Genomic DNA, 17,450 nt, shown 5'->3' with positions numbered 1-17,450 from the left:
TTTTACAATACTCTCATTTCTGCTTTCACAAGATTACTTCTTACCTTTCTTACCTGCAGCCAAGAAAGCTGCGCATTCAAAGAAGAGAAAGTAATTACGAAATTCATTTCAACAAGTAATTACTACTAAAATATAATAAGGTAAGAGCCAAGGATAGAGTGTTATCTTTGGCTCTTTTGTTTCTTTTACGTTTGTGTTTGTTGCTTTTGCATAAAAAACGGGAAAGCGAATCTGTTAGTTCTCTTATTTGTATTATCTTTGCAGAAGATAAACTGCACTCGGCATAATATTCAAGCAAGCTTGATATTCTGCGCTCGTTTGCATTATCTTTGCACATGATAATAAAAACTTCAATAATCATTTTTTAACCTAAAAGATAATGATGAAACAAATTACAACAACCGTATGTGCAACTGTGCTGATGGCTAGTTGCAGTAACATAAACAATACGGAGCAGCAAGTGAACCAACAGGTAGATGAACTCTACTGCAGAATGTCACAGCCAGAGCGTATCGCTCAGTTGAGAAGTGGGTATATGGATGAGCTTTTTGATGCGGAAGGCAATTTGGATACCGTCAAATGCAAGCAGCTCATTCCTTATGGTATTGGACATTTTTCTCAGTACGCCAGTCAGGAATTGGTTGATGCCAATTTCTTGCGAAAGCGTGTGGCTGTAGTACAAGATTGGTTGATACATCATACCCCAAATGGTATCCCTGCTCTTTTTCACGAGGAAGTTCTTTCGGGTATCAATACGCAAGATGCAACAGTCTATCCACAGCAGATAGGTCAGGCTTGCTCATTCAATCCAGAGTTGGCAGAGCTCAAGACTTTGCAGACAGGTACCGCTCTTCGCAAGATGGGTGGCGTATTGTCGCTTTCCCCAATGGTAGACGTCTGCCGTACTCCAAGTTTTAATCGTCTGGAAGAATCATACGGTGAGGATGGCTATCTTTCTGCCGTTATGGGTACTGCTTTTGTCAAGGGTCTTCAGCAGGGCGACCTCAAGAAGGGAGTGGGAGCTTGTTCTAAACACTATCTGGGATATGGTGGTGGCGGTGATGCTGATGAGAAGGAGATGATGGAAGATATCCTTTTGCCTCATGAGACGATGATTCGTCTGGCAGGTAGCAAGGCTTTGATGCCGGGTTATCATGCTGTTCATGGTACCAAGTGCGTGGCAAATAGTGAGATTCTCAATGATATTTTGCGAGATTATCTCGGATTCGATGGAATGGTGGTGAGCGATTATACTGCCATTGACCAGTTGCCGGGACTAGATACTCCTCTTCAGAAAGCTGTGGCTGCTATCAATGGTGGCAATGATGTTGATTTCCCTAGAGGCGAAAACTATCAGTATTTACAGGAAGCCTTGGATAAGGGACTTGTTAAGAAAGAAGTCTTTGAGCGTGCTGTAAAGGATGTTCTGCGTTATAAGATTCGTGCAGGACTGATGGATAAGAATCCATATCTGTATAGTACGGAGGATGTAAAGCTTGATACTAAGGAAGAACGGCAGACGGCTTACGATATTGCCAGCCAGTCTATCGTCTTGTTGGAGAATAATGGTGTTTTGCCTCTTGTGAAGGAGGCTGATGTTAACAGCGCCAAGCAGGTTAAGAATATCTTGCTCACGGGTCCTAATGCCAATTCTATCTGGGCGATGTGTGGCGACTACTCTTTCCCTTCAATGTTCTATTTCTGGCAGAGTTGGAAGAAAAAGTGGGATGATAGCCACTTGCCACATATCGTTAAATTGCTAGAGGCAATGCAGGCAAGTAAACCTGAGGGTATTAATATAAAGTATTCTCGTGGTTGCGACTGGACAGAGGAGATAGAGACCAAGTTTGAAGAGTCTGGCGATAAGCGTGCTTGGGAGTATCAGCTCCTGCATCGCAAGGTTGATTCAGGCGAGAAGGCAGACAAGGCAGAAGCTTTGGCGATGGCAAAGGAAAGCGATGTTATCGTTGCTGCTGTAGGCGAGAATGTGATGCTCTGTGGTGAGAATCGTGAGCGAGATGGTCTCAAGCTTCCTGGTAAGCAAGAGGAATATGTTGAGGAACTCTTGGCTACGGGCAAACCTGTAGTCCTGGTAGTCTTCGGCGGTCGTGCGCAGGTTATCTCCAAGATAGCCAAGCGTTGTGCAGCAGTCATCCAGGCCTGGTATCCTGGTGAAGAGGGTGGTACAGCTGTGGCTGACATTCTTTATGGCAAGATTTCACCATCTGCCAAGCTGAGTGTCAGCTATCCTAATACTGAGGTTTATGAGCCTATCTGCTATAATTATTCCACCCGTCAGGATGCTCGTGTAGAGTGGCCTTTCGGTTATGGATTGAGCTATACAACCTTTGCCTATAAGAACTTGCAGACAGTTAAGGAGCTCTCTACGGCTTCAGAGTCGAGCAATATCTACTTTGAGGTTACCAATACGGGTAAGGTTCGTGCCGATGAGATAGCGCAGGTATATCTGTCGCCAACTCAGAACAACCAGCAGATTCATCCTATCCAGTTGCAGGGCTTTGCCCGCATCTCTCTCAATCCTGGCGAAACCAAGAGAGTATGCATCAAGTTCTATACTGATCAGTTTGGTTATTATTCTCATCGAGGCAATCGTCAATGGAATATAGCTCCAGGAACGTATGAACTGAAGATTGGAGCCTCTTCTCAAGACATCCGTCTTAAGCAGCAGATAGTTTTGACGGGTGATAAAGTGGTGAAACCTTTGCGTGATCATTACTTCTCCGAGGTTATCAGATAAGCGTATGATTTTTCTACTAAAAGTAGCAAAATGCCAAGGTTTTTGGTTAAAAACAGTATAAAAAACAACAAAATGCACGGATATTGCAAAATATTCGTGCATTTTGTTTGCAGTTTCAATAGATTTTATTAATTTTGCTATCTGGTATAGAAAAGTACCTTATAAATAGAATAATATAAAGCAAAACGAAATGGAGAAAATAGACAATCTAGACAGAAAGATTCTCGGCATCCTTTCCAAGAATGCCCGTATTCCTTTCAAGGACGTAGCCGCAGAATGTGGCGTGTCTCGTGCTGCCATCCATCAGCGTGTTCAGCACTTGATGGAGGATGGTTTCATCACCGGTAGCGGTTTTGATGTAAACCCTAAAAGCCTGGGTTATTCTACCTGCACTTATGTAGGTTTGAACTTGGAGCGTGGTAATATGTATAAAAAGGTGGTAGAGCGCTTGCAGAACATTCCTGAAATCGTAGAGTGCCACTTTACAACCGGTTCATACACCATGCTGATCAAGCTTTATGCCCGCGACAACGAGCAGCTCATGGATCTGCTCAACAATAAGCTTCAGGCTATCCCTGGTGTGGTTTCTACCGAAACGCTTATCTCTCTTGAGCAGAGCATCAAGCGTGAGATTCCTGTACTTCTCGATGAAGATTAATAAGAGTCTCCATACCTGAGTACGATTTTTAGAAGATCTTGAATCATTATTTTTTGAAAGATAAACAAATGGAAACATTTGACTTAGAGTCGCATCTCCAGGGTGCATACTCTAGATTTCCCGAAGCGAAGCATCAGCCTGTAATTGGCCTTACTGCCAATTATGAAGGTATTGATGCTACGCTTCGCGACCGTTATTATAAGCAGGTAATAGCGGCTGGCGGTACGCCGGTCATTATTCCTCCTGTTGCCGATGCTCAGGTCATCGTCAATACCCTGGAGCATCTTGATGGATTGATTCTGACGGGTGGCGGTGACCATAATCCGCTGTGGATGGGCGAAGAGCCTTCTCCCCGTCTTCACAACATCAATCAGGAACGTGATGCTGCCGAACTGATGATTACCCGATTGGCTTTCAACCGCCAGATTCCGATGCTTGGCATCTGCCGGGGCATTCAGACCCTCGCTATTGCGCTGGGCGGAAAGGTGTGCCAGGATATCAAGCAGCTGGTAAAGCACAGCCAGGATGCCGACCGTACTGAACCAACCCACATCGTAGAAATCAAGAAAGATTCCACCTTATATAATATATATAATAAGGAGAAGATCTTTGTCAACTCGTTCCACCATCAGGCGGTAAGCGAGCCAGGCAATCATCTGCGCACCATCGCCAAATCTTCTGACCATATTATCGAGGCTGTAGAGAGTAGCGAGTATAAGCAGATTCTCGGTGTGCAATGGCATCCGGAATGGCTGGAAGAAGAAGGATTGAAGATTTTCCAATGGCTGGTTAATCAGGCTAACAACTTTTATGCAGCCAAGCAGTTGCATAAGCGCATCCTTACGCTCGATACCCATTGTGATACTCCGATGTTCTTCCCTCAGGGCATCAAGTTTGATCACCGCGATTCCCGCATCCTGGTTGATCTCCATAAGATGACCGATGGTCATCAGGATGCTACCACGATGGTAGCTTACCTGCCACAGCCTCAGATAGGCGAGAGCTTCAGCAGCAAGGTGGCTTTCGATGTAAAGGGACCTGCGCAGTATGCCGACCTCATCTTCGACAAGATAGAAGAGATTGTGAGCAAGAACAGGCAGTATCTCAGCATAGCCCGCACTCCTGCCGATCTTTATAGCGATAAGCGGAAAGGCAGAAAGAGCATCATGCTCGGCATCGAGAACGGTCTCGCCCTGGAGCACGATATCAGTAACGTGAAGCATTTCGCCCAGCGCGGCATCGTTTATATTACGCTCTGCCATAATGGTGATAATGATATCTGCGATAGTGCTCGCGGCTGCAATACCCATAATGGTGTGAGCAGTTTTGGCGAGAAGGTGATTCATGAGATGAACCGCCTGGGCATCATGGTAGATTTGAGTCATGGTGGCGAGAAGAGTTTCTACGATGCACTTGATATCAGCCAGGCGCCTATTGTCTGCAGCCATAGCAGCAGCCGTGCGCTCTGCGATGTGCCTCGCAATCTGACCGATGACCAGATGCGTGCCCTCGCAGCAAAGGGTGGTGTGGCTCATACCACGCTCTATCATGGATTCCTGCGTAAAGAGGGTGAAGCCGACATCATGGACGCTATCGCCCATCTTGAGCATGCCATCGATGTGATGGGTATCGACCACGTAGGTCTGGGTACCGACTTTGATGGAGACGGCGGCATCCGGGGGCTCGCCGACTCTTCTGAACTCATCAATTTCACCCTCCAGCTGTTGCGCCGCAAATATAGCGAGCAGGATATTGTCAAGATTTGGGGAGGCAACTGGCTCAGAGTGATGACGCAGGTGCAGAACTTTAAACATTAATGTTATGACGAAGAAAATGAAGATAATTTTAGGCTTGGTAGTTGCTGCCGGAGTGGTAGCTGGAGCTATCAGCTATAAGAGTGCCAACACCACGTCGCCGGAAATCCAGGAAGTAGAGGAAGCAGAGAAGCTGAATCCTGTAGGTCCTGCCTTTAATGCCGATTCGGCGTTGGCTTATTGTGCCGCACAATGCGATTTCGGTCCTCGCGTCATGAACAGCGAGGCGCACGACAAGTGTGGCGAATGGATTGTGAGCAAGTTCAAGCAGTTTGGTTGTGAGGTAGAAACCCAGAAGGCTGACCTCAAGGGCTATGATGGTACCATCCTGAAGAATACCAATATCATCGCCCATTACAACCCGAAGGCAGAAACCCGCATCTTGCTTTGTGCCCATTGGGACAGCCGTCCTTGGGCCGACAACGACCCCGACAGTACCAACTGGCGCAAGCCTGTAATGGCAGCCAACGATGGAGCCAGCGGAGTAGCCGTCATGTTGGAGATAGCCCGCCAGCTACAGGCAGACAAGAAGCTGAATCCTAACATCGGCGTAGATTTCGTATGTTTCGATACCGAAGACTGGGGTACACCTCAGTGGGCTGATGTTCAGGACGATGGCGATACTTGGGCTTTGGGTGCCCAGTACTGGAGCGAGAACAAGCCTGAGGGATATAATCCTCGTTTCGGAATCCTCCTCGATATGGTGGGCGGACAGGGAGCCAAGTTCTATCGTGAGGGTATGTCTATGCAGTATGCCGGTGGCATCGTGAAGAAGGTTTGGGCTGCAGCCCGTCAGGCAGGTTTTGGCTCTTACTTCCCTAAGAGCGATGGCGGAATGATTACTGATGATCATATTCCGGTCAACGAGAAGGCTAAGATTCCTACTGTAGATGTGATAGCTTATTATCCAGACTGTCAGCAGAGCAGTTTCGGTCCTACCTGGCACACCGTGAGCGATGATATGGCTCATCTGGATAAGAATGTGCTTAAGGCGGTTGGCCAGACCATGATTCAGGTGCTTTATACTGAGGAATAGGTGGGCATCCCATTCGAATATAAAAGGAAATGTTCCTAGGAAAAGTTGTTGCTTTTCTTAGGAACATTTCTTTTTTCTGTCTGTTTAAATCTTCGTTCATCGACGTTGAACCGCCGTTCAACGTCTATGAACCGCCGTTCAACGACGCTGAACGGACATTCAACGTCGATGAACGGAGATTTCTTCTGCTTGTATCAACAAAAAAACTTAGGTATAAAAGCAATTCCTATTGACTGGAAATGCTTTTATACCTAAGTATATGAGCTTTCTGAATAAGATGAACTGGTTAAATCTGCCCCGATTCTACCTGTCTTACCACTCTTTCTGTTAATCTGTCAACGCCGTTCGGGTCGTACTTCTTGTTGAGGCTGGCACCGAAGAGGCTTGCAAATGCCTGATAGAATCCGGCACGGATAGGACCCAGGAAGGCTTGTATAAGATGATAGGATGAAGAATTGCACTCGCGATATACCAGTTTGATGCAGAGTTTACCCTGTGCATAGGTGAGTTTCTTCATTCTCGGGGTATATTCCTGTTTGATACCTTTCTCCACCAGTTTCATGTGTGCATCCTTTGCCTTTTTGTTAGGCAGCGTTTCCAGATAATCACCCGTTTCGATGATAATCTTTCTTACCTCTTTGGCTATCGGCAGCACCTTCTTGATGTTGTATACCAAACGGTTGTAAGCCATTCGCTCCTTGGCGTTCTTAAATATCGGCTGCGGATAAACGTACACGTTGTTCACCTGAACATATTGCACGCTGTCATGATCCAGGAGCACTTTTCCTACCTTCACCATTGGTTCAAAGGTAGGAGCATCCATGTCCACCTCCCTGTCTTCAGGGTTGTCGCCATCGGTCTGCGCCATGGTTTGCAGGGTGATGCAGAAGAGCATCGCCAGTAAAAAGCATATTTTCTGTTTCATGTAAATCTCCTCAAAGTTCTTTGGCCAGCTCCTTTTTTCGTGGAGCTTCTTCTATATATAAAGAGGTGTAAGCCCCTTTGTGTTACTAATTACGCCGCAAAATTACAGATTATTTCTCAAATTGAGAAAGATTCTTGGCTTTTTCTTTCTCTTTTTCATATTTTAGCAGTAACTTTGTCTTAATTTAATAAATGAAGTGCCTACTGCAGATGAAGCATGCTCATTCCATAACATCCCTCTTGTTGAAACTGTTTCTCGTAGGCAGCTCCCAAATCTTCTGTGCCTCATGGCCTCAAGCCCAATCTTCCTCTCTTTCAGAACAGGGCGCCGCGCCTGAAGATTCTCTTTCCGCTTCGCCACCCTGGCAGCAACTGCTGTCCGATCTTTCTGCATCCGAAGATTTCGAGCATGTAGCCTGGCAGGATTATGAAGAAGATTTGGAGGAGATGGCGCAGCATCCCGTCAATCTGAATACGGCAACGAGAGAAGAACTGGAGCGCATACCGTTTCTTACCGCATCGCAGGTAGAAGACATCCTGTTCTATATTTACCGCTATGGCCAGCTGAAGAGTATGAGCGAGCTTACCCTGATAAGCAGTATCGACTGGTACCAGCGCCAGCTGATGAGTTGTTTCTTCTTTGTGGCCGATGACGGGAGCAAGCCGGCTTTCCCCAGTCTTAAAAACATCGCCCAGTATGGCAAGCACGAGGTGATGGGCATGCTGAAGGTTCCTTTTTATGAGCGCAAGGGCGATGCAAGCGGAACTGGCGGCTATCTGGGTTATCCTTATAAGCACGGACTGCGCTACCAGTTTCGCTACGGCAATTCCGTCAAACTGGGATTCGTAGCTTTTCAGGATGCCGGCGAACCATTCTTTGGAGGCAGGAACACGATGGGTTACGACTTCTATTCCTTCTATCTTCAGGTAAAGAACCTGGGCAGATGGAAGAATATCACCCTGGGCAGATACAGACTGAACGTAGGATTGGGACTGATACTCAATAATGATTTCGGCTTCGGCAAACTCTCAGCCTTAACCTCCTTGGGCAGATCATCTTCCTGCATCATCCGCGGTCATTCCTCCCGTTCTTCAGCTAATTATCTGCAAGGCGCAGCAGCCACCTATACCTTATTAAAGGGCCTCGAACTGACCGGCTTTCTTTCTTATCGCCAGATAGATGCTACGCTTTCTGCTGACGGCGGGGGCATCAAGACCATCCTGAAGACTGGTTTGCATCGCACGGTGAATGAGATTGCTAAACAGAAGGTAGCATCCAATACACTTGTGGGAGGCAACATCAGTTACCGGCATCAGGGCTGGCACATCGGAGGTACAGCCTTTTATACCTCTTTCTCCCTGCCGCTCACGCCCAATAAAAGCCAGCTTTACAAGCGTTTTGCTCCAGAGGGGAATGCCTTCTGGAATGCCAGCATCAGCTATGGTTACATCTCCCATCGCCTCACCCTCTCCGGCGAAACGGCTACGGGCGATTGCGGTTCCATAGCCACGCTCAATGCAGCCTCCTATCTCTGTTCCGACCATTTCACGCTCATGGCTCTTCACAGGTTCTATTCTGCCCGATATTATTCTCTCTTCAGCAACAGCTTTTCCGAGGGGAGCGATGTGCAGGATGAAAACGGCGTATATCTGGGCTTTACCTGGATTCCTGCCCATCATTGGAGCATCACAGCCTATAGCGATTTCGCCTATTTCGCCTGGCCTAAGTATCAGACCAGGGAGAGCACTCAGAGTTGGGATAATCTGCTGAATATTCTCTTCCAGCCCTCAAGAGTGCTGACGGTAGGAGGAAGGTTCCGTTATAAGGATAAGGCGGGAACCACAACCGGCCGTCTGCGTCTCTATGCCACAATATCCCAAAAACGATGGAGCGCCAAAACCAGTTTCGACTATACGATGAGCCAGGCAGAAAGCGCAATGAAGAATGAGGGCGATGAGCTTAGTAAAGGCTATATGGTGAGCGAGCATATAGGATGGGAATGGAAATGGAAGAAGCAGTTGAAAGGAACGTTGAGAGGCTGCCTGGGCTATTTCCATACTTCCGATTTTGCCTCCCGTATCTACGCTTATGAGCCCGGTCTGCTCTATCAGATGAGTTTCGGCAGCTACTACGGCGAGGGCATCCGTTACGCCTTGGTGGCACGCTCAGAGATAGGTTCCCATCTGCTGCTTATCGCCAAATTGGGTACAACCGATTATTTCGACCGCTCTCACATCTCTTCTGGTTTGCAGGAAATCTCCCGCTCTTCGCAAACCGATCTGGAGATACAGGTAAAGTGGAAATGGTAAGAAAGAATGGAGAAAAACGGGAAAAATATATCAAGAATAAAAAATATTAAACGTTTTTCTTGTTTAAATAGAAAAAATGAGTTACTTTTGCATCTGAATAAATACTGGCTTACAAATGAAGATATTGATAGTTATCCCTTGTTATAACGAGGAAGAAGTGCTGCCTAAGACCTTAGATGTGCTGGGGGCATTGATCAGAAAGATTAAGAAAGAGACTGATGCCGACACAGAACTGCTGCTTGTCGACGATGGCAGTCGTGATCATACTTGGCGGATGATTTCGGATGCTGCCAAGGAACATGGGTATGTGCATGGCATTAAGCTGTCGCATAACCGGGGCCATCAGAATGCGCTCTGGGCAGGTATGGAAGCTGCGGTAGACCATTGTGATGCGATGGTAAGCATCGATGCCGACCTGCAGGACGATGAGAATGTTATCGTGGATATGGTGCGCCAGGTGCAGGAAGGCAAGGATATCATCTATGGTGTGCGCAAGGAGCGCAAGACCGATACCTTCTTTAAGCGCTTTACCGCCCAGGCTTTTTATAAGCTGATGCAGAGTGTGGATAAGGATACGGTTTACAATCATGCCGATTTCCGCATGATGACCAACCGCACCCTGAAGGCTCTGATGCAGTATCCCGAGCGCAATCTCTTCCTCAGATCCATCGTACGCCAGTTGGGCTTCCGGGAGGGATTCGTCTATTACGACCGCAAGGCTCGTGAGGCGGGTGAGAGTAAGTATCCGTTTACCAAGATGCTGAGCTTCAGTATCGATGGCATCACCTCGTTCTCCGTGGCACCTCTTAGGTTTATCACCTTCCTGGGTTTGGCGATGACTTTGGTGGCAGTCATCATGATTATCTTTGCCTTGGTAGAATATTTCCAGGGCAAGACCATCCAGGGCTGGACCTCCATGCTTGTTTCCATGTGGTTTATCGGAGGCATCATCACCACGGGCGTAGGCATCACGGGTGTTTATATCGGCAAGATTTATACCGAGGTGAAGCGTCGCCCACGATACTTCATCGAAGAAAGAGTATAAGAATAAAGATATAAGCGTAACATAAGAAAAGCGTGTGTAAGATCAAAAGGCGTGTCGTATGAGCGGCACGTCTTTTGATCTTATCGCATAGTTATATTGAATTCGTTTTTGATGAATCGCTAGAAACCAATATGAGATGATGCCTGTCCTTTGTTTGTGGAATGTGGCTAATCGTTTCTTACATTTGGGTACATTTTTAGATTAGTGTTGAAATTAGCAAATGTAGTATCAAAAGTAAGCCCACCATTGCTATCTACTAAGTAGTAGCCAGAGTACGATTTGCCTTTCCCCATGTTTGCATGCATGTAAACATTAAATCCAGGGAAGAAAGAGGCACGAGTGGTCGGTTGTGTTCGATACCCATCTACAATCCACCAATGTCCAGCTCCAGTACTAGTTTGCCCATACATAAATACGGGTCTTAATTCATCAACAGAAGCTTTTAATGTGGCAATGTTCATTTTCTGCATGTTGTCCACGTATATCCCATATTTTTTTAAGAATTTGATAATATTACTAAAGTTGACGCTACTAGAATTACATTGATATTTTACTCCACATTGTTCTCCGATAAATTTCATAAGTTTAGCAATCATCAGACATTTGTCATCAGGATCTTTAGTGTACGAACCAAAGTAGTCTGAGGTATCATGTATTTCTTCCTTTTCGCATAGATAGTCCCAATCAATTCTTGTCCCATCAACATAAATGCTCGGTTTGTAAAAAGACATGATTTCAGCAGTCGCAATGACAACAGAGCTAATTGGGTAACGATAATCCCAAAGCCAATTGTCGGAGCAGTTTTGTTCCATTAATTGGTTGTATGGTAGTCCGTCGTTCCAACTAACTTTAATGAATGGACCATTTCCTGCGATGGCATTGCTAGGGGGTGTTGTAATAGTTGCTCTTGTGTTCCTAATTTGTTTCGGAGAAATGAACTCTTTAATTTTTGCAAACTCAACTTTCTTTGGGGTGGTATTTAGCACTTTTGCTATTTTCTCTAATGTCGTATTTCGTAAGGAATCTTTGTTAGAATCTAAACTGCTAATGGCGTTAGTAAAAAGTTCTTTTGAATATAGAAGTGGTGGCAACTCTTTTGAGAAACTTGTACTATCGTTTCTAAAGTATGCTAATACATAAGGGAATCTCTTGTCGCCAGAAATAATTGCTGTATAGACTCCTGTTGTAGAATTTATTTTCAACTCGTAAATAGGACAATGTAATTTGTTATTATTTACTTGGTTCTGTAATTTGTTTGATGGTGAAATGTTATACTCTTTAGTTTCTTCTATTTTGATTACAGGGTTGTTTTGTCGAGTTGTAAGGTTGTCTTCTGCAAAGAGATTGAAAATGTCAACAGCTTCGTCTTTAGTCAACTTGACTTTATCATCAAACATAATACTGGAAATTTCAGCCTCTGTTAGTTCAATTTTGTTCTCATAGTAATAAAAATTGAGAGCATCATTGTTGGTTTGACAAGATGTGATAGTCATGGTTAGAGCCATTAATATATAATAGATTTTTCTATTCATAAATTTTATGTTAAAAGGATTGAGAACTTGCCTAGTTCTCAATCCATGTTAGAAATAGTGTTAATTTGAAAGTGATTACCCTTTGCGAACGTTTGGATAAGCCTTGAGCTCATAGTCAAAAATATCATAATCACTTTTTGGATTACCATTACAGTCAAAAGTGATATCACCAGAAGACTGATATAAATACCATCCGTCGCTATCGCCTCCCCATCCAAAATTACAGTGGCAATATACATTATATTGTCTCAAAATCATTCTGTACGAAGAATTTCTTTGTCTTATTTGGTATCCATCAATTAGCCAGGCATGTCTTCCGCTAGCATTGAATCCTCTGGTGTAGACATGGCGACCAGTTCCTGTAATGTAAACAAGTCTTAATGCATCAAGACTAGCCTTCATATTTTGAAAAGTACAGTCTTTTGCATCATCCATATATACCCCTAATGTCTTCATATAGTTACGAGCCATTTGAGTGTTTGTTGAGCCACCTTTTGGTCCATATTTTGTCCCACTTCCTTTTGCAATTAGAGAAAAAACACTTGCAACAGCTTTTGATGTTTCTGAACTATTGTCAAACATTGGAACTGATTGAATATTAGCAAGACTCCAATCTATCCCTGGCATAGAAGGTTTAAGATATGCAGCAATTTGTGCCATGGCAGTAACAACACATCCTGCAGGATAGCGATTGTCGTATCTAAAGTCAAATGCTCCTTCATCATTAGTTCCTGTTGTCGGGTCGGCATATAAGTTATAGGGAGAAACTTGGTCCCATTGGGTTGTTGTGAGGGGACCAATTTTTGCCATTTCAGTTCCACCAGGTGTGACAGCCCATCCTCTTGTTGGATTTTCGTAAACAAAGATGTTGTCTTCAAAGTCTTTAAACTTAAAATCCCCGGTAAACTGTCTAATGTGGCGAATCTTGTCAATAGTTTGTACTCGCAAGGAATCCTCATAATGTTTGATTTGTGAGATTGTGGACAAAACATATTGCTTTGCATTGGCTAGCATGATGTCAGATGGTAATATGCTATTTCTGTTATAGGAGTCTATGTAAGCAATTACCGCAGGAAAACGCTTATCTCCACAAACTAACGCTTTCTTTTTCTCTGGCTGATTTTCAGTCTCATACTCATAGAAGGTAACATGGTCTTTATTGACAGAACATGTCGAGTTGTTCTTTGCGTTGATGGTGTACTTGTTTTTTAGGCAAAAAGTAGGCATAGAACTTCTTGATACATTGTTTTCTGCAATAAAATCAGCAAGAATGTCTGTTGCGGCTTCCTCAGATAAGTCATTGTTAGAGTCGTAGGCAATACTTAACAATTCTGGTTCAGTTAAACCTATTGCTAGGCGGTGTAACAGGTTACCACCATTGTCTTGAGCACCTTCTTCTAAGTTTTGGGTGCATGATATTGCTATACATGATAGCAATATTCCGAAAATAAGTAATTTTTTCATGTAGTGTAATATTTTGGTGAATATTTTATGATATAAAGCCTCTCAATGTCGAATCGCCATAGTAAATTTCTAAACAAGCGGCTGATGCTGGTTTCTCGATAGTAAAAAATGTAGCGTTAAAGGAAAATTGACATAGAATTTCTCCTTGCTCATTTTTGAATACTATACGACAGCTTGTTGGTACATTTGTAAAATGTATCATTCCGTCTTCACAGAAAACTTTTAAAGGTTTCTTTGAAGGCATTCTGTGACGTTCATGGTAGTTCTCTCTATCATTGCTATATACCGAAATAGGGAAAAGTTCAATATCGAACTTTTGCTGAGCATTTAGGTATAATGTAGAAAACCACATTAAAATAATTAAACTTAGTTGCTTCATAACGTTTCTTTTTTTGGTGGTAAAATTATGAAAAAAAATAATATGGTGGTCAAAATCCTTTTCACAAATATTTCACATTTTGTAAGTTGTTGATATTCAGGTTGCTATTATGGAAGAAGCCAGAAGACATGTGAAATATTTCACATGTCTTCTGGCTTCTTTCTAGTAAGAGATTTCAAATTTCAGATGGAGCGAATGAATATATCTAACTCTTCTGCTTTACCGTCTTTATGGAAAAGCTTCTTATATAAACGTTTTCTAGCCATGCTAAGTGTTGATGGTTCTCGGTGAAGTATAATTGCCATGTCAGACAAAGTAAATCCGACTTTAAGAAGTAGGCATATTCGGTATTCGATTTCAGATAATTTGCAAATTCTGTAAAGTGTAATTTTAAAATCGTAATAGTTTTTGTTGACTAATTCATCTAATTCTTTCCATTCGTTCTCATTGATATTGTTTTTGTTTTGTGTTTTTTGGATGAAAATTGAATAAATGTTTGTTTCTTTAATCTGTGATAGGGTGTCTTTATTGTTGGTCTTTTGCGAGGCACTTTTTTCCAAAATATGTTGTAATTCCATCGTTTGCCGTTTTTGTTCATTTTTTGCTATTTTGTATTTTTTGTAGTACACATAAAATAACAAAAATGTGAGTAGGGTTGTTAGTCCATATATAATTTGCCATAATTTATGTTGTTTGTTTTCATTTTGTAATTTGATATATTCCTTTTCTTTTTGCGTATAATCATAAAGAGACTGACTTTTTGCGATGGCGTTGGCATTCGAGATATTTTCAATGGAATCAGCGTATTGGATAAATAGCTTCCATGACAGTAAGTCTTTGTAGGAACAATTCTTTTTTAATGCCATCTCAACCTTTTCTCGATAAGCAGCTTCTTTGGCATAAACGTCTCCTGTTTCTTCAATTTTCTTTATATAGTAATTGACAGAATCAGGAAGATTGCACAATTTATAGTATTTTATAGCCATAGAAAAGGTACCACTTTTATTTTCTTCTCTAATATCATTGAGTAGTGGAAGAAAATATTTGGCAGCTGAATCAACATCTTGTCTTGAGTCTAAATAAATATTAGCCAAACTTGATTTTGCGGAAGTTATCATTTTCGGCATTTTGGCTTTTAGTGCTAATTGTAACGATTGTTGGCTGAAGAAAATCGCACTATCGACTTTGTTGGTGTTGGCGTAAGTATATCCTAGGTCTCTAAGATCATATATTTGTCCTTTTATATCATTTCTTATTAAGTCGATATGATATGATTTCTTATAGAAATCTATGGCAGAAGAGAAGTTGCCTTGGTAAAGCATAATATAGCCCAGTTGGGCATATGTAAGCCCCTTTAAACGAATATCTTTACACTCGTTTAATGTTTTATGAAAGTACTCTAAGGCTTGAGGAGAGTCGTGTAGGTCTAAATAAGTTGTACCTGTTAAGTAATAAATCTCAGGTAGAAGTTTCTTATCGTCATTTCTTTCATAATAAGATTTTAGTAGATTGATTTTGCCTAAATTAGGATGTGGGGTACAAGTCTTTTCTTGTGCTTTTAGCTTCAAGAGGTTGTAATACATCCAATAGGCAGTCTGAGTTGTATCAAAATTATTGCCAATTTGTTCCAATTTAGTTAAAGCTAACTGAGGATTTGAATAGCATAAACTGTCAATTTCTACTAAACTCTTAGGGTATTTTGAACTATTACATGAAGTATAGAACAGAGTAGCTAAAAGTAATATTTTGATTTTGTTTGTCATATCTTTTAGTTTATAAATGATTATTTTGAATGAAATGTAGGATAGAAAGGCTTATATTACAAAGCCTTTCTTACCTTTACAAACCGATAGAAGCCTACCGGATGGTGCCATTCTACGAGTTTCTTTACTTCCCAAACTTTCTGGAAGGTGTAGTCCTTGCCGTATTTCTCAAGGAAATCAGGCATGTCTTCTTCCGGAATCATCAGCACGCCATCCTGTGGCAATACCTTGTCAAACTGCTGGATCTTATCGCCCAGATAGAAGTTGAGGCTGAAGAAATGCAGCATATCTACTGACATATAAGAATAGAGTTTGCTGGTATCAAACTTCTTCTCGATAACCGGCGCCAGGTGCTTATCGGCCTTCGTGTTGAGCACAGGTGGCTGCAGACTGGAGTCGAGCATCAGGAAGATCCCCACGATGGTGGCAAGAGTATATGAAACAATATTGCCTGAATTCTTCTTCCTGAGTGCTCGGAAGATGAGGTAAACTCCCTCCAAAGTGATAACCATAAAGATGCTGCATGGGATGAGAAAATCGTTGTTTTCGAGCGCATGGAGCATGGCGATATTGTCTATGGCATGCTTACCGTGGAAGATGCTTTCTGGCACCCATCCTTTTTTTACCACCAGCAGGGCGATATTGAGAATCAGGGTTATCGCAGCAATCACCCCTGCATAAACCTTCAAGGCTCCCATCTTCTCCTTCATCATCCAAACGATGTATTCGGCGATGAGATAGGCCATGAACGGATAGCATGGCAGCAGATAAACGCTGCGTTTGCTCTTTGGGATGCAGTAGAAGAAGAGTACCAGGAGGAAAGCGAGCCAGGTGAACACCTGCAGCGGAGTAGCCTTCTTCGCATTCTCAAGGAAACGGGTCTTCGAGAACTTCTTCCATGGCAGAATGAAGAGCGAGAACAATAATAATAAGGTGTAAGGCAACCAGCCCGTGATGAGCGTGAGAAGGTTGTACCACGCTGGATTCTCGTGCGATTCGTATGCCATCTTGCCCATGAATCGGTCGATATTCTCTTCCTTCACCAGTCGCAGGAACTCGTCGCCGCCTTGCAGATAGGCTGCATAATACCAGCAGAATGGGATGATGAGCGAGAGCAGGGCGGTTAGAGCCATGCGCCATACGATGCCCCAGAAGTTCTCACGTTGGGTAAGCATGAATACGCCCATCACAAAGCAAGGCAGAATGATGCCCACAGGACCTTTGGTAAGCGTAGCGCCACTCATGCAGAGGATAGCGAGCCAAGGCAACTGGTGCTTTCCTTTCTCCCACCAGCGGTAGAGCAGATACATGGCTCCCACCATGAAGGCGGTGTTCAGCATATCTACACGGCAGTTCATACCCGCACGGTGCACCTCGAAGGCGGTGAGCGTAAGGATGGCTGCGATGAGGCTGGTCTGGGCGTTCTTGCGCTTGGCATAGAACACGAAACCGCCAATGGTCATCAATACCAGCGATACGGCAGACGGCAGGCGTGAGGTGTACTCATTCACATGGCCGATGAAGAGGCTGAAGAAGGCGATGCACCAGTGGAAGAATGGCGGTTTGTAAGGGATGTCGCCTCCGTTGTTGATAGGCAGAATCCAGTTGCCATGTTCCAGCATGGTGTAGGCAACCACCGCTTCGCGAGGTTCTCCCTTGGTATTGAAATCGGTGAGTCCGAGGAATGGAATCATCATCACGATAGCCAGGATGATGATGAGCCATAGGGCTTTGTTGTACTTGATGTTCATGTCTTATCGAAGTCTT

General features: G+C 43.5%; 12 protein-coding genes. 6 read left to right on the top strand and 6 right to left on the bottom strand.

Annotated elements, in window-relative coordinates; all coding sequences use genetic code 11:
• Nucleotides 1–379 precede the first annotated feature (379 nt).
• The 4 genes from FO447_RS11915 to FO447_RS11900 all read left to right on the top strand — a co-directional run bounded on the left by FO447_RS11915 (nucleotide 380) and on the right by FO447_RS11900 (nucleotide 6,266).
• On the top strand, nucleotides 380–2,758 hold the full coding sequence (locus tag FO447_RS11915) for a glycoside hydrolase family 3 C-terminal domain-containing protein (RefSeq protein WP_234698999.1): 2,379 nt from the start codon (nucleotides 380–382) through the stop codon (nucleotides 2,756–2,758).
• Between the two features lie 190 nt (nucleotides 2,759–2,948).
• Nucleotides 2,949–3,416 (top strand): Lrp/AsnC family transcriptional regulator, encoded by a 468-nt coding sequence (locus FO447_RS11910; protein ID WP_006848151.1) that lies wholly within the window; start codon nucleotides 2,949–2,951, stop codon nucleotides 3,414–3,416.
• Nucleotides 3,417–3,484: 68 nt separating this feature from the next.
• Nucleotides 3,485–5,233 (top strand): membrane dipeptidase, encoded by a 1,749-nt coding sequence (locus FO447_RS11905; RefSeq protein ID WP_200756496.1) that lies wholly within the window; start codon nucleotides 3,485–3,487, stop codon nucleotides 5,231–5,233.
• A 4-nt stretch (nucleotides 5,234–5,237) separates the two neighbouring features.
• Complete coding sequence (locus FO447_RS11900) at nucleotides 5,238–6,266, top strand: M28 family peptidase (RefSeq protein WP_200756494.1); 1,029 nt, start codon at nucleotides 5,238–5,240, stop codon at nucleotides 6,264–6,266.
• A gap of 286 nt (nucleotides 6,267–6,552) precedes the next feature.
• On the opposite strand, the gene FO447_RS11895 is transcribed toward FO447_RS11900, so the two are convergent.
• Nucleotides 6,553–7,191, bottom strand: a complete 639-nt coding sequence (locus FO447_RS11895) for a DUF4294 domain-containing protein (protein ID WP_200756492.1) — start codon at nucleotides 7,189–7,191, stop codon at nucleotides 6,553–6,555.
• 191 nt (nucleotides 7,192–7,382) lie between these two features.
• On the opposite strand from FO447_RS11895, the gene FO447_RS11890 reads away from it, so the two are divergent.
• The gene (locus FO447_RS11890; RefSeq protein ID WP_200756490.1) at nucleotides 7,383–9,500 is read left to right on the top strand and encodes a helix-hairpin-helix domain-containing protein; all 2,118 of its coding nucleotides are present in this window, start codon (nucleotides 7,383–7,385) and stop codon (nucleotides 9,498–9,500) included.
• Nucleotides 9,501–9,615: 115 nt separating this feature from the next.
• On the top strand, nucleotides 9,616–10,545 hold the full coding sequence (locus tag FO447_RS11885; RefSeq protein WP_200756488.1) for a glycosyltransferase family 2 protein: 930 nt from the start codon (nucleotides 9,616–9,618) through the stop codon (nucleotides 10,543–10,545).
• Between the two features lie 167 nt (nucleotides 10,546–10,712).
• On the opposite strand, the gene FO447_RS11880 is transcribed toward FO447_RS11885, so the two are convergent.
• The 5 genes from FO447_RS11880 to FO447_RS11860 all read right to left on the bottom strand — a co-directional run bounded on the left by FO447_RS11880 (nucleotide 10,713) and on the right by FO447_RS11860 (nucleotide 17,434).
• Complete coding sequence (locus FO447_RS11880; RefSeq protein ID WP_118067374.1) at nucleotides 10,713–12,077, bottom strand: C10 family peptidase; 1,365 nt, start codon at nucleotides 12,075–12,077, stop codon at nucleotides 10,713–10,715.
• 75 nt (nucleotides 12,078–12,152) lie between these two features.
• Entirely contained in the window at nucleotides 12,153–13,541 is a 1,389-nt protein-coding gene (locus tag FO447_RS11875) for a C10 family peptidase (protein ID WP_200756486.1), read from the bottom strand.
• Between the two features lie 25 nt (nucleotides 13,542–13,566).
• Entirely contained in the window at nucleotides 13,567–13,920 is a 354-nt protein-coding gene (locus FO447_RS11870; protein WP_117729766.1) for a hypothetical protein, read from the bottom strand.
• A gap of 182 nt (nucleotides 13,921–14,102) precedes the next feature.
• Nucleotides 14,103–15,683 carry a tetratricopeptide repeat protein gene (locus tag FO447_RS11865; RefSeq protein WP_117729768.1) on the bottom strand — a complete coding sequence of 527 codons (1,581 nt, stop codon included), beginning with the start codon at nucleotides 15,681–15,683 and terminating at the stop codon, nucleotides 14,103–14,105.
• Nucleotides 15,684–15,739: 56 nt separating this feature from the next.
• Nucleotides 15,740–17,434 (bottom strand): ArnT family glycosyltransferase, encoded by a 1,695-nt coding sequence (locus tag FO447_RS11860; protein ID WP_200756484.1) that lies wholly within the window; start codon nucleotides 17,432–17,434, stop codon nucleotides 15,740–15,742.
• Nucleotides 17,435–17,450 lie beyond the last annotated feature (16 nt).

It is taken from the genome of Segatella copri (genome assembly GCF_015074785.1).
Taxonomy (GTDB): domain Bacteria; phylum Bacteroidota; class Bacteroidia; order Bacteroidales; family Bacteroidaceae; genus Prevotella.
Note: the sequence above shows the minus strand (reverse complement) of the source record. Positions and strands in the feature narration are given on the sequence as shown.

Bases quoted from the DNA above. Each gene is read 5' to 3' on its own strand.
- FO447_RS11870 (WP_117729766.1), bottom strand. From the start codon at position 13,920: ATGAAGCAACTAAGTTTAATTATTTTAATGTGGTTTTCTACATTATAC.
- FO447_RS11905 (WP_200756496.1), top strand. From the start codon at position 3,485: ATGGAAACATTTGACTTAGAGTCGCATCTCCAGGGTGCATACTCTAGA.
- FO447_RS11910 (WP_006848151.1), top strand. From the start codon at position 2,949: ATGGAGAAAATAGACAATCTAGACAGAAAGATTCTCGGCATCCTTTCC.
- FO447_RS11915 (WP_234698999.1), top strand. From the start codon at position 380: ATGATGAAACAAATTACAACAACCGTATGTGCAACTGTGCTGATGGCT.
- FO447_RS11860 (WP_200756484.1), bottom strand. From the start codon at position 17,434: ATGAACATCAAGTACAACAAAGCCCTATGGCTCATCATCATCCTGGCT.
- FO447_RS11900 (WP_200756494.1), top strand. From the start codon at position 5,238: ATGACGAAGAAAATGAAGATAATTTTAGGCTTGGTAGTTGCTGCCGGA.
- FO447_RS11875 (WP_200756486.1), bottom strand. From the start codon at position 13,541: ATGAAAAAATTACTTATTTTCGGAATATTGCTATCATGTATAGCAATA.
- FO447_RS11885 (WP_200756488.1), top strand. From the start codon at position 9,616: ATGAAGATATTGATAGTTATCCCTTGTTATAACGAGGAAGAAGTGCTG.
- FO447_RS11880 (WP_118067374.1), bottom strand. From the start codon at position 12,077: ATGAATAGAAAAATCTATTATATATTAATGGCTCTAACCATGACTATC.
- FO447_RS11895 (WP_200756492.1), bottom strand. From the start codon at position 7,191: ATGAAACAGAAAATATGCTTTTTACTGGCGATGCTCTTCTGCATCACC.
- FO447_RS11865 (WP_117729768.1), bottom strand. From the start codon at position 15,683: ATGACAAACAAAATCAAAATATTACTTTTAGCTACTCTGTTCTATACT.
- FO447_RS11890 (WP_200756490.1), top strand. From the start codon at position 7,383: ATGAAGTGCCTACTGCAGATGAAGCATGCTCATTCCATAACATCCCTC.